This window comes from Couchioplanes caeruleus (assembly GCF_023499255.1).
GTDB lineage: Bacteria > Actinomycetota > Actinomycetes > Mycobacteriales > Micromonosporaceae > Actinoplanes > Actinoplanes caeruleus_A.
In genome coordinates, this window is sequence record NZ_CP092183.1 from 2562433 (window position 1) to 2575665 (window position 13233).

General features: G+C 74.7%; 8 protein-coding genes. 2 read left to right on the plus strand and 6 right to left on the minus strand.

Annotated features, from left to right (window positions below; all coding sequences use genetic code 11):
* Nucleotides 1–44 precede the first annotated feature (44 nt).
* The 6 genes from COUCH_RS12065 to COUCH_RS12090 all read right to left on the minus strand — a co-directional run bounded on the left by COUCH_RS12065 (nucleotide 45) and on the right by COUCH_RS12090 (nucleotide 10315).
* Nucleotides 45–1220 (minus strand): VWA domain-containing protein, encoded by a 1176-nt coding sequence (locus COUCH_RS12065; RefSeq protein ID WP_249612170.1) that lies wholly within the window; start codon nucleotides 1218–1220, stop codon nucleotides 45–47.
* On the minus strand, nucleotides 1217–3772 hold the full coding sequence (locus COUCH_RS12070) for a DUF5682 family protein (protein ID WP_249612171.1): 2556 nt from the start codon (nucleotides 3770–3772) through the stop codon (nucleotides 1217–1219). The genes COUCH_RS12065 and COUCH_RS12070 overlap by 4 nt, the downstream gene beginning before the upstream one ends.
* Nucleotides 3765–4904 (minus strand): ATP-binding protein, encoded by a 1140-nt coding sequence (locus COUCH_RS12075; RefSeq protein WP_249612172.1) that lies wholly within the window; start codon nucleotides 4902–4904, stop codon nucleotides 3765–3767. The genes COUCH_RS12070 and COUCH_RS12075 overlap by 8 nt, the downstream gene beginning before the upstream one ends.
* Nucleotides 4901–8389 carry an SWIM zinc finger family protein gene (locus COUCH_RS12080; protein ID WP_249612173.1) on the minus strand — a complete coding sequence of 1163 codons (3489 nt, stop codon included), beginning with the start codon at nucleotides 8387–8389 and terminating at the stop codon, nucleotides 4901–4903. The genes COUCH_RS12075 and COUCH_RS12080 overlap by 4 nt, the downstream gene beginning before the upstream one ends.
* 114 nt (nucleotides 8390–8503) lie before the next feature.
* A complete protein-coding gene (locus COUCH_RS12085; protein ID WP_249612174.1) occupies nucleotides 8504–9508 on the minus strand; it encodes a glutathione S-transferase family protein in 1005 nt (334 codons plus the stop codon).
* Nucleotides 9509–9679: 171 nt separating this feature from the next.
* Entirely contained in the window at nucleotides 9680–10315 is a 636-nt protein-coding gene (locus tag COUCH_RS12090) for a hypothetical protein (RefSeq protein ID WP_249612175.1), read from the minus strand.
* 172 nt (nucleotides 10316–10487) lie between these two features.
* On the opposite strand from COUCH_RS12090, the gene COUCH_RS12095 reads away from it, so the two are divergent.
* Nucleotides 10488–12566: a sensor histidine kinase gene (locus COUCH_RS12095; protein WP_249612176.1), complete on the plus strand. Its 2079-nt coding sequence runs from the start codon at nucleotides 10488–10490 to the stop codon at nucleotides 12564–12566.
* Nucleotides 12559–13206, plus strand: a complete 648-nt coding sequence (locus COUCH_RS12100; RefSeq protein ID WP_249612177.1) for a response regulator — start codon at nucleotides 12559–12561, stop codon at nucleotides 13204–13206. Before COUCH_RS12095 ends, COUCH_RS12100 begins: the two co-directional genes overlap by 8 nt.
* The last annotated feature ends 27 nt before the right edge of the window (nucleotides 13207–13233 follow it).

Genomic DNA, 13233 nt, shown 5'->3' on the forward strand with positions numbered 1-13233 from the left:
GGCCGGGCCACCCCGCGCCGACGCGCCGTGGAGATCTGCCCGGCCTATCGCTCAGCGAGCCGTTGCGCGAAGGCCATCAGGTCCCGCCGTTCGATGGCGGCCGCCATCAGATCCGGGAACGCGTCGGGCGTGCATGCGAACGCCGGCACCCCCATGGCCGCCAGCGCCGCGGCGTTCTCGTGGTCGTACGCCGGCGCGCCCTCGTCCGACAGCGCGAGCAGTACCACGACCTGGACCCCGGCCGCCGTCATCTCCGCCACGCGGCGCAGCATCTGGTCGCGGACGCCGCCCTCGTACAGGTCGCTGATCAGCACGAAGATGCTGTCGCGGGGGCGGGTGATGAGCTGCTGGCCGTACGCGATGGCGCGGTTGATGTCGGTGCCGCCGCCGAGCTGGGTGCCGAACAGCACCTCCACCGGGTCGGCGAGCTGGTCCGTGAGGTCGACGACCGCCGTGTCGAAGACGACCAGCGACGTCTTCAGCGACCGCATCGACGCGAGCACCGCGCCGAACACGCCGGAGAACACGACCGAGGCCGCCATCGAGCCGGACTGGTCGACGCAGAGGACGACGTCGCGCTGGATCGCGGTGGTGCGGCGGCCGTAGCCGACGAGGCGTTCCGGGATGACCGTACGGTGCTCGGCCTGGTAATGCTTGAGGTTGGCGCGGATCGTACGGTCCCAGTCGATGTCCGTCAGCTTCGGACGGTTGATCCGGGCCGCGCGGTTGAGCGCCCCGCTGATCGCCGCGCGGGTCTTCTGGCTGATCCGCTGTTCCAGGTCCGCGACGACCCGGCGGACCACCTGGCGGGCCGCGTCCTTCGTCTGTTCCGGCATGACCCGGTTGAGCGACAGCAGCGTCCCGACGAGGTGGACGTCCGGTTCCACCGCCTCGAGCATCTCCGGTTCGAGCAGCAGCCGGGTCAGGTCGAGGCGTTCGATCGCGTCGGCCTGCATGACCTGCACGACGGTGCTGGGGAAGTACTCGCGGATGTCGCCGAGCCAGCGGGCCACCTTGGGCGCCGACCCGCCCAGCCCCGCGGACCGGGACGTACGGGCGCCCTCGTTCTCGCCCGTACCGTCGTAGAGGGCGGCCAGCGCGGCGTCCATCTGCGCGTCGCGGCCTTCCGCCGTACCCAGGGACTCGTCGGCCGGGCCGCCCAGCACGAGCCGCCACCGGCGCAGGCGCTCCCGCCGCGCCGGGTCGTCGATGTCCGTCATCCGACCTCCCTGCCGAACAGGATGTTCAGGGTGGGCAGCACGCGCGCCGCCCGTTCGTGATCGAGCTCCACCGGCTGCTCGTCGCCGCGGCCCGTGCCGCCGGCGATCCGTTCACCGATCGCCCTGCGCTCACCGGTGGCGAACGCCCCGAAGGTGCGGCGCAGCAACGGAAGCACGTCGTCGAAGGCGTCCGCCGGGATGTCGGCGAGCCACTCGTCGAGCAGCGCCAGCAGCGCGTCGTCGTGCACGAGCAGCAGCCCGCCGCCGGACAGGAAGCCCTCCACCCACGCGGCGCCGTGCGCGGGCGGCGTGCCGATCGTCAGCGGCAGCCGCAGCCGCCGCCGCACCTCGGCGGCGTCGAGCCGGCCCGCGTCGAGCAGCAGCCGGGTCAGCCGGCCGGCGAGCAGCCCGTGCAGGTCGGCGCGGCCGGACACCGACGCGAGCGTGACCAGCCAGCGTTCCCGCAGGTCGTCGTCGTCGAGCAGGCCGACGGCCCGGTGCACCCCGTCGATGTGGGTGCGCAGCTCCTTCGCGGCCTCGTCGGCCAGGGAGCCGGCCGCCGCGGGCAGACCCGCGCAGACCCGGGTGAGCAGGCCGGCTGCCACCGATTCCAGGCCCGCGACATCGGTACGGCGCACGTCGCCGTACCGCAGCGTCCGGGCGAGCGCCGGGATCGCCGCCATCAGATGGTTCAGGTCGGCGTCGAGCGCGGCCCGGGCGTCGAGCGCGGCGAGCACCGGCGGAAACGCGTCGGCGAGGTCGGCGAGCAGGCACACCTCGACCAGCGCGGTCACGTCCCCGAGCGTCGCGGCGTCGCGGGCGGCGTCGGTCACCTTCGTGGTCGCGGCGGCCGCCACGGTGGTGCCGTACATGCTGCCCTCGACCAGCTGCACCGCGAAGTCGGGCAGCCACCGCAGCCGCCACTGCTCCCGGAACGTGCCGGTGCCGCGCCGCGCGGTGTCCGGCTCGCCCCACGGCACGCCGATCGCGCGCATCCGGTGCAGGAGCCGGCTGCGTGCCAGGTCGATGTCGCGGCGCAGGTCCAGCTCGAGCGACCGCTCCAGGGCCTCCGGCTTGAGACGTACGGCCCGCTGCTGCGCGGCCAGGTCCTTCGCCAACGGTACGGCGGGCATGTCGTCCGGCACCGCGCCCAGCCGCTCCCCGACGACGAGCCGCCGCCCGATGAGCTCGGTGCGCAGCGGTTCCCCGTCGCACATCACCGCCTCGGCGGCCTCGGTGACCTCGGCGAGCCCGGCGAGCGGCCGGCCGCGCAGGGTGGCGAGCGCCTCGGCCAGCCGGGTCGCCTCGATGACGTGCGCGGACGAGGTCGGCACCCCCTCGGCCCGCAGCACGCCCGCGGCGTCCACCAGCCACCGTGGCACCACGTCGGACGCGTTGGCGAACAGGTGGTGGTACCAGCCCGGCGACCGCACCCCGGCCCCGTAGCCGGACCACGAGGCGAGCCGCCCGTACGTCCACGGCACCCAGGTGAACGTGACCTTGGTCTTCTTCCGCCCCTTGAGCAGCGCGGCGTCGTCCTTGACCGGCACCTTGCGAGCCAGCGCGGGCACATGCCAGGCACCGCACACGACGGCGATGTTCTCGTGGGTACGCCGGACCTCCCGCAGCACGGTCCGCATGTACGCCTCGCGCACCAGATCCTCGGGATCCTCGGGCGACGACTCCCGGATCGCGGTCATCGCCTCCGCGATCGCCTCGAAAGCGGGCATGCCCCGGTGCTCGACCACGTCCTCCCACCACCGCTCCGGGTCGTCGTACCCGGCGGCGCGGGCCAGCTCCCCGATCGGATCGACGGGCCGCATGCGCGCCGGCGACCGCTCGCCGGCGGCCTCCGGACCATCCACATCGGACGGCAAATTGTCCGCCGGCTGCGGCGGCGCGCTGTTCGCCGGTTGCTGCGGCCCGCCGTCCGGCAGGGAGGCGGGAGTGTGGTCCGCCGAGCCCGGCGGTCCGGCGGCCGGCTGGACGAAGGGCTCGTCCGGCGCTCCCGCGGCCGGCGGGGAGGCGGGAGGGCGGTCTGGTGGTCCGGCGGCCGGCGGGGTGTCCGGGGTGCGGGCGTCGCTGAGCCGGTACGCGTACGGCAGGTCGAAGAACCGGACCGGCACGCCGTTCGTCACCGCCCACCGGATCGCCTGCCATTCCGGGGAGAACACGGCGAACGGCCAGAACGCCGAGCGCCGCGGGTCGTCCGCCGCGTAGCCGAGCAGGGCGACCGGCGGTTGCAGGCCCTCGTCGGCGACCCAGCGCACCAGGTCGTCGGCCTCCGGCGGGCCCTCGACGAGCAGGATCGACGGGCGTTGCCGCTCCAGCTCGGCGACGACGGCGCGGGCGGACCCGGGCCCGTGGTGCCGGATGCCGTAGAGCCGCTCACCGGCCGCGGGTGGCGCGCTCGGGAGTGGAGCGGGTCGCTCGCCCGGGCGCGGAGCGGATCGCTCACCGGCGGTGGGTGGCGCGCTCGGGGGCGGAGCGGCTCGCTCACCGGTCGCGGGCTGCGTGTCGACGGGCGAGGTGGGCGGGGACGCCTCAGGCATCGCGGGCCGCGCGGTAGAAGTCGCGCCAGTCGGTGCGTTCGCGGACCACCGTCTCGAGGTATTCGCGCCACACCACGCTGTCCGACACCGGGTCCTTGACCACCGCGCCGAGGATGCCGGCGGCGACGTCGCGCGGGTGCAGGTTGCCGTCGCCGAAGTGGGCGGCCAGGGCGAGACCGTTGGTGATGACGGAGATGGCCTCGGCGGTGGAGAGCGTGCCGGTCGGGGACTTGAGCTTGGTGCGGCCGTCCTCGGTCATGCCGCTGCGCAGCTCGCGGAAGACCGTCACCACGCGGCGGATCTCCTCCAGCGCGGCCGGCACCTCCGGCAGGTCGAGCGAGCGGCCCATCTGGGCGACCCGGCGCGCCACGATCTCGACCTCGTCGTCGGCCGATGCGGGCACCGGCAGGACGACCGTGTTGAAGCGGCGGCGCAGCGCGCTGGACAGCTCGTTGACGCCGCGGTCGCGGTCGTTGGCGGTGGCGATGAGGTTGAAGCCGCGCCGGGCCTGGATCTCGGTGTTGAGCTCCGGCACCGGCAGGGTCTTCTCGGACAGGATCGTGATGAGCGCGTCCTGCACGTCGGACGGGATGCGGGTGAGCTCTTCGAGGCGGGCGATCGCGCCGGTCTGCATGGCGCGCATGACCGGGCTGGGCGTCAGGGCGGCCTCGGACGGGCCCTCGGCGAGCAGGCGGGCGTAGTTCCACCCGTACCGGATGGCTTCCTCGGCCGTGCCCGCCGTGCCCTGCACCAGCAGGGTGGAGTCTCCGCTGATGGCCGCGGCGAGGTGCTCGGACACCCAGGTCTTGGCCGTGCCGGGCACGCCGAGCAGCAGCAGCGCGCGGTCGGTGACCAGTGTGGAGACCGCCACCTCCATGAGCCGCCGCGGGCCCACGTACTTCGGGGTGATCTTCGCGCCGTCGCCGAGCAGGTACGTCACGACCGCCTGCGGGGACAGCCGCCAGCCGGGCGGACGGGGCCGCTCGTCGGTCGCGGCGAGCAGGGCCAGCTCGTCGGCGTACTGGTCCTCGGCGTGCGGGCGCAGAGCCGTCGGGCCGTGCTCGCCGGACGCGTCCTCCCGGTTCTCCGCGGCGGGAGCCTGCGGGAGGTGCTGTTCGGTGCGGTCGGTCACTGGAACTCCTGGAGCATCTCGTGGCGGAAGGTGAGGATGCGGGCCAGCTCGGCCACCGGCCGTACCCGCGAGGGGTCGGCGGAGTCCTGGTCGAGCTGGGCTGCGAGCGCGGCGAGGTGTCTCGCGTACGCGGGCGGCATGGCGAGCGCAGCGGCCCGGCACAGCTCCGCGAGCTGCCAGCTGTGCCGGTCGGTACGGGCCCGGTGCGCGATGGTCTCGACGACGGCGACGGCCAGCTCGTCGGGCCACACGCCGGGATGGACGGCGAGCAGCCGGTGGGCGAGGTGGTCCTCCCGGCGCAGGAAGTCGGCGGCGATCCGGGCGAGGTCGGCCGGGGGCAGCAGCAGGTGCAGGTCCCACCGCACCGCCTCGCGCAGCCCGGCGGTGTCCTCCCGGGCGTCGTTGCGCACGAGCGCCGCGGCCCACGCCGAGTCGCCCTGCGCGATGGCCGCCTTCGCCCAGCCGTGCAGCAGCGGCGTCTCCCAGTCGTTGCCGCGCGCGAGCTCCACGACGGCCCGGGCGTCCCGGCCGAAGGCCTCGGTCCAGGCGGCCAGCGGCGTGCCCGCAAGCACCTCCTCCAGCAGCCATGCCTGCACGCCCGTGCCCCGCGAGGGCTGCGCCGCCACCCCGTCGCGGCGCAGCTCGGCGGTCAGCTCGGCGGGTGGTGTGACGACGAGCCGGTCGCGGCCGAACGTACGGCGCTCGAGGGCGACCGCTGCCAGGGCCCGCTCGGTCATCCGGCGGCCGAGGGCCGAGGCGGGCAGGCGTTGCAGCAGGTCGAGGGCGGCTTCGCGGACCTCCTTGCGGCGGTCGTCCAGCACGCTGTCCAGGAACTCGTCGTCGGCCGGGGAGAGCCCGGTGCGCAACGCCCCGACGAACCGCGCGCGATCCTCCGCCGCCTCGGTGCCCCACGTGCTGCGCAGCAGGGCGAGCCCGGCCGCAGGATCGGCGCCGCGTAGCCGCGTGAGGTGGGCCAGCCGTTCCCCGCCCGTACCCGTCTCCCAGATCGCCGGGTCCTCCGCGACGGGCGTGCCCGGCGCCTCGTCGCGCAACCATCGCCAGTCGGGCCGCATGGCGGCCAGCCATGAGCCGCGCTGACCGGCCACCCGGCCGATCGCCGGCCGGATCACGGTGTTGCGGCGACCGGCGTCGAGCAGCGCCGGCAGCGACTCCGGGGGCACGTGCCCGCCATGCGCGGCGGCCGCGGTGAGCCACTGGGCGAGCAGCTCCTGAACCTGCTGGGTGCCGCCGGGCGCGCCACCGTCGGTCAGCAGCCGCAGCAGCCGCGCGCCCGCGGCGGCCGGCAACGGCCGGTCCGTCTCGGCGGGGGAGGGCTCGACGGACGGGCGGGCGGTGGACGGCGTGGTGCCGGCCCGGCGGTAGACGAGCGCGGTCGCCGCCGCCTCCAGCAGCGAACTCCCGGCTCCGACGGTCAGCGGTTGCTCGCCGACAACTACTGTGGACGACGTCCACGGGCGTCGTGCCGTGCCGACCAGCGCGGTGGCCAGCAGGTCGGGTGGCAGCTCGGGGGTGCGGGGCGCGCTGCCGTCGAAGACGCCGGGTGCGGCGGGGACGAACCGCCCGTCGACCCAGGCCGCGAGCGGCCGCAGCCCCGCGGGTGTCCACTCCGCGGCGACCGTCGCGGGCGCACCGCCGGCAGCGGCGAGCAACCACCACGGCTCCCGGTGACCCGCGGCCAGTGGAAGGGACTCGCCCGCCGCATCGGTCAGGTGGCCGTCCGCGCTGGGTGCGACGCCTTCGAGCAGCATGGGTACGTCGTAGCGCCAAGGCTCGGCGGCGAGCACGGCCGTCCACCGGCTCAGCGCCTCCCGGACGCTCGTGGCGCCGGACGGGGCGGCCGTCGGGCGCGGCGGCGTCAGCCGGTCCTTGAGGAGAGCGCGCAGGGGTGCGGCGCCGGGGTAGAAGCACAGATCCCCGTCGAAGGACGTGCCCGGCACGAGCTCGGCCGCGAGGGTCTGCCCGGGCGCGGCGAAGGACAGGTGCAGCGCGAAACGTCCACTCTCGACGCCCAGCAGCCACGTGCGACGGGTGGTGATCGTGCCGTCGTCGCTGTCGGTCCGCCCGAGGACCTGCCAGTGGTCGTGCACGGCGGGCGTGGCGAGCACGTCCTCGGTGGCGACGGGGAAGCCGATCCTCGCCCGCACGGTGGCCGCCAGCTCGGGCGGGAGGGTGCCGAGGCGTTCGTGGCCGGCGACCAGCAGGCGCAGCATCGCGAGGTCGCCGAGGAGCCGGTCGGCCCACGACGGCCCGATGCCGGCCACGCTGCCCAGGCGGCGCACCGCGGAGGCGGCGGCCGGGGCCTGGGCGTCGACGAGGCGGGCGGCCATCGTGTCGAACGGCCGGTGACCGGCCTGCTCGGCCGCCGCCAGCCCCTGCTGCACCTGGTCGTCGAGCCATCGGCTGAGCTCGGCCATGCCGGCGGCGACCCGGTCCTCCCGCTGCCGGACCCGCTTCTCGGCGGCGGCCGGATCGGCCGGCCCCGCGGCTTTCGGCGCGGCTGCCTTCGCCGCCCGCGCGGCCCGGCCGGCCTGCCATTCCGTGACGAACGCGGGTGGTGGCGCGGCGGGATCGACGGTGCCGCCCTCGGCCCACATCAGCAACAGGCCGAGCGCGTGCTTGCAGGGGAACTTGCGGCTCGGGCAGGAACACTTGAACGCCGGGCCGGACAGATCCACGCACACCTGGTACGGATTCTTGCCGCTGCCCTTGCACAGCCCCCACAGCACGTCGTCGAGGAGGCCGCACTCCTGCCACTTCCCCGGGGTGCTGACGCCGCGCGCGCCCTTCAGCGACCCGGCGTCGGGGGCGACGGCGGTGACCTGGGCTGCGGACCATCGTTCAACGGACACCGGAGCACTGTAGAAGCCGGGTACGACGTTTTCCGCCGGACGGGTGACGGCCCAGGTCACGGGCTGAAAGGGGGTGACCGGCGGGTCGGTCGCATAGGCGATCACCCCGGTGCTGGTCCGTTGCCTCCCGCGGTACGCGACGACAACCGACCGGCTCGGCAAGGCGATGCTGCGCGCGGCGCGCACGGGATTCCCGACGCGGATCGTGGAGAACGCCGACCTGCGCTGACCCGCCCGGCGGCCGCACGGGTCGCGGCGCAGGTCTGTTCGGCCATCCGCAACGCCCGGCCGGCCCGACGCTCCCACCACCACCGCGCCGAAGGCCACCGCCATGCCGGCCACCTGCGCGGCAGTGAGCGCCCGCCCGAGCGCCATCCGGCCGAGCGCCGTCGCGACAGCGGCGACAGCGGCGACAGCGCCGGCGGCACGACCGCCTGGCCCGACCGGCTGGAACGGGCCGGGCTGGTCGTCCGGCTGCCGTCGCCCGCGGACCGGCGCAGCGTCCAGGTCCAGCTGACGAAGAAGGGCCGGGAGGTCGTCGACCAGGCTGTCGGGGCGGCCCTCGCCGAGCAGCGGCGCCTGCAGCCCACCTGCCGGCGGGCAAGCAGAAGCCACTGGCGGACCGCCCCGCGGAGCCCTCGCCCCCGCGGCATCTGATCTCCGAGCTAGCGTCCACCAGCCGCCCGGGCGGCACCCGGGCCGGGCGTCGAGAAACGCGCGGAGAGCGATTCAGGAAACGCCGTGCCCCTCCGGCACGACCTCTTCCGGCTTCGGCGGCGGAGGCGGAGTGCCGTCACCGAACGGCCGCCCGCCCAATTTCTGCCGACCGTGCTCGCTCAGCCAGTTCCCCAGGTCCGGCCCGGCCGGCACGATCCCCGTCGGATTGATGTCGCGATGGACCTCGTAATAGTGCTGCTTGATGTGCACGAAATCGATCGTGTCGCCGAAGCCGGGCGTCTGGAACAGGTCCCGGGCGTACGCCCACAGCACCGGCATCTCCGTCAGTTTGCTGCGGTTGCACTTGAAATGGCCGTGGTACACGGGATCGAACCGCACCAGCGTCGTGAACAGCCGTACGTCCGCCTCGGTGATCGTGTCGCCGACCAGGTACCGCTGCGTCGACAGCAGGTCCGAGAGCTTGTCGAGCCGGTCGAAGAGGCGGTGGTACGCCTTCTCGTACGCCTCCTGGGAACCCGCGAAGCCGGCCCGGTAGACGCCGTTGTTGACGTCGGCGAAGACGTGCTTGTTGATGGCGTCGATGTCGTTGCGCAGTTCCGGCGGGTAGAGCTGCGGCGCACCCTCGCGGTGGTGGTCCGCCCATTCCAGCGACAGGTCGAGGGTGATCTGCGGGAAGTCGTTGGTGACGACCTTGCCGCTCGGCACGTCCACGATCGCCGGCACGGTGATGCCTTTGTCGTAGTCCGGATAGCGCTTGAAGAAGGCCTCCTGAAGCCGTTCGATGCCGAGCACGGGATCGCGGCCGCCGGGGTCCAGATCGAACGTCCAACTGCGTTCGTCGTGCGTCGGGCCCGCGATTCCCATCGACAGCACGTCCTCGAGGCCGAGCAGCCGGCGCACGATGATCGCGCGGTTGGCCCATGGGCAGGCGCGGCTCACCACCAGGCGGTAACGGCCCGGTTCGACCGGGTAGCCGTCGCGGCCGTCGGCGGTGATGCGGGTGGCGATGTAGCGCTGGTCGCGGCTGAACTCACCGGTGGTGGAGACGTAGGCCATGTCGTCATCTTCCCCGTGCCGGGAGATTTGAAAAGGAAAATGTCGTAGCGGGGTGGGCGGTGCCGACCGTCGCTCACGCCGAGGCCGGGCGCGGAGAGCCAGTCGCCCGGGGGCTCCTGAACGGCTCTCCGCACCCTGCAGCCTGCGTGAGTGGTCACTCCCAGGACCGGATCAGTCGCGGGCGCCGGTCAGGTGCGGGCGCAGCGCGAGGATGAGGCCCAGGGCGACGTACCCGATCAGCAGGTGCCCGGTCCCGACGAAGCGCCCGGCCGTCGCGCCGAGGATGCCCATCGCGGGCACCGTCACGACCGCCCAGCTCTCCGCCACCAGCGGCCAGACGCGGGCGAGGCCCGTCCATCGGCCGGCGAAAGCGATCTTCACCCCGATGATGAACATGCCGAGCATCGACAGCGGCCAGAACGCGTCCAGCACGCTGAGCCAGGCGTCGTCGCGGAACGCCGGCACGAACCCGTGGGCGACGGTCCAGACGGTGGCGAGGGTGAGCAGCACGTACTCGGCCCGGAGCATGCCGCGCGCCACCCGGGACCTACCCGTGGCCGCCGTCCGCAGCTGAAGGGTGACCAGCGCGAACAGCGAGGCCTGGAAGGGCAGCGCGCCCAGGTCGTTGACCGTGATGCTGAGGTTGTCGGTGGCCTGCGGGCTGAACGCGGCCATCGCGGCGGCCCAGATCAGCGCGCCGCCGGCGACGGCGAACCCGGTCCGGCGAGCCTGCCCGGCGGTCGCGGCGGCCGGCGCCGGGGCGGCGGCGTCGGTGCGGGCCGGGGCCGGCGTGGTGGTGATGCTCATGTCGTTCTCCCTGCGGAAGTGGTGATCGTCGGTGACGGGGAGAACTCTTCCGGGGACGCGTCCCGGGCCGGCAGGGCCGCGCGCCCCCGCCGCCGTCCCGAAGGATGTCCCGGAAAACCCGGGACACCGGTCCTCGGGCCCACGGGACACCTGCGCTGCGACGATGTCCTGCGTGACACCGCAGGCACCCGCGCGCCGCAGCACCGCCCCGACCGTCGTGGGCGTCGTCGCCGTCGCGCTCACGCTCGCCGCCCTCGCCGGCGCGGCCACCCTCGACGCCGCCGTACCCGCGTCGCACCGCGCGGTCACCCGGCTGGACCTGGGCTGGGTCGCCGCGGTGTCCGGGGTGGCTCTGGCCGTACCCGGCGCGCTGCTGTTGCGCCGCTTCCCCCGGCACCCTGTCGCGTGGGTTCTCGTCGTCACCGGCGTGCACTGGGCGTACGACGGCCTGGCCTGCGCGTGGCTGGCGTACGCCACCCTGCAGCACCCGGCGCGGCCCGGCGCCGCCGCGGCGTTCTGGATCTACCAGCGGCTGGGCGCCGCGCTGCTGCTGTCGCTGCCGCTCATCCTCCTGCTCTACCCGGACGGGCGGCTGCCGCGCGGGCGCTGGCGGGCGGCGTCGATCGCCGGCCTGGCGAGCACCGCCCTGCTGCCGATCGTGCTGCTGCTCGCGCCCTCCGGCATCGCGCAGGCCGATGCGGGCGGACCGCTGCCGGCGCCCTTCGCCGGGCTCGACCTCGACCCGGCGAGCCTCCCGCTGCCCGACGGGGTGTGGCGGGTGCTGCTCGCGGTGGCCGGGGCGCTCGTACCCGTCAGCCTGGTCGTACCGTTCGCGGTGGTCGTCGGCCGCTACCGCCGCTCCGCCGGTGACGCCCGCCGCCGCGCCCGGATGCGCTGGCTGCTCTGGGCCGCCCTGGTCGACGTGCTGGTGATGCTCTCCACCACCGTGCTGCCGCAGGGCTGGACGTCCGTCGCGCTGACCACGGCGGTGGCACTGACCGGCGTCGCGCTGGCGATCGGCATCATCGCCCCGCAGGCCGTCGACATCGACCGGCTCCTGGGCGGCACGGTCCTGTACGCCGCGATGGCCGTCTCGGTGCTGCTCGTCGACGCCTGCGTGCTCGGCGTCGCCGGCGCGGTCCTCGGCGGGCGGCTGGCCGAACGCGACGCGGCCGTCCTCGCGCTGCTGCTGGTCACCGCGGTCTACGGGCCGCTGCGCCAGCGGTTGTGGCTGCTCGTACGGCGGCTCGTGCTCGGCCGCCGCGACGACCCGTACGCCGTGGTGGCGGGCCTGGCCGAGCAGCTCGAACACCGCGACAGCCCGGAGGAGCAGCTGGTCGCCGTGGCGCGCGGTGTCGCCGCCGCGTTCCGGGTGCCGTACGTGGCCGTCGAGGTGGACCGGCCCGGCGGCGAGAGCGTGGTCGCCACGTACGGCACCGCCCCGGACGGCGTGCAGGTGCTGCCGATCGCGTACCGGGGTGAGACCGTGGGCCGGCTGCTGCTGCCGTCGAAGCGGGCGTCGCTGTCGGCCCGTGATCAGCGGCTGCTGGGGGACATGGTGCGGCAGGCCGCGATCGCCGCGCGGACCGCGTACCTGGCCGGGGAGCTGCAGCGCGGGCGGGAGCGCATCGTCGCCGCCCGCGAGGAGGAACGCCGGCGGCTGCGGCGCGACCTGCACGACGGTCTCGGGCCGACGCTCGGCGGGGTGGGCCTGCGCATCGATGCCGCGCGGAACCTGGCCACACGCAAGCCCGAGGAGGCCGACAAGCTGCTGCGCCAGGCGCGCGAGGACGTCACCACGGCGGTCGCGGACGTCCGGCGGCTGGTGCACGACCTGCGCCCGCCGGCCCTGGACGACGTCGGGCTGCTGGGCGCCGTACGCCAGCAGGCAGAACGTCTCCGCGCACCGGGCCTGACCGTCACCGTCGACGGCGACGACCTCGACGGGTTGCCCGCGGCGGTGGAGGTCGCGGCGTACCGGATCGTCTCGGAGGCCCTGACGAACGTGGCCAAGCATTCCCGCGCGACCTCGGCCCGCGTCCTGCTGTCCCGCGCCGCGGGCGACCTGGTCGTGGAGATCGCCGACGACGGCGCGGGCATCCCCGCCGGTACGCCCAGCGGGGTGGGCCTGGTGTCGCTGCGCGAGCGCGCCGCGGAGCTGGGCGGGGACTGCCGGATAGAGTGCCCGGACGGCGGCGGCACGCTGGTCAGGGCCCGTCTGCCGCTGGGACTGGAGGTGGCGCATGGCTGAGGCGATCCGGGTGGTCGTGGCCGACGACCACCCGATCTTCCGGGACGGGCTGGCGATGCTGCTCGCCTCCGTCGACGGCATCGAGGTGGTCGCCACGGCCGCCAACGGCGCCGAGGCGGTCGCCGAGGCGACCCGGCTGCGGCCCGACGTGGTCGTGATGGACGTGCAGATGCCGGAGCTGAACGGCGTCGAGGCCACCCGCCGGCTGGCCGCCGAGGCGCCCGGCGTGGGCATCGTGGTGCTCACCATGAGCGAGGACGACGGCACGGTGTTCGCGGCGGTCCGCGCGGGCGCCCGCGGCTACCTCGTGAAGGGCGCCGAGCAGGAGGAGATCGTCCGCGCGATCACCACGGTCGCGTCCGGCGGCGCGGTCTTCGGCGCCACCCTCGCGGCCCGCATCGCACAGTTCTTCGCGGCCGGCCCGCCGACGCCCACCACCGCCTTTCCCCAGCTCACGGCCCGGGAAAGGGAGATACTCGAACTGCTGGCGGCGGGCCGGTCCAACGCCCAGATCGCGGCGGCGCTGTACCTGTCCCCGAAGACGGTCCGCAACAACGTCTCGAACGTCTTCGCCAAGCTCCAGGTCGCCGACCGCGCCGAGGCGATCGTGCGGGCGAGAGAGGCCGGTCTCGGGCGATAGGCCCGGTTCGTCTGGCAGGGATTGGCG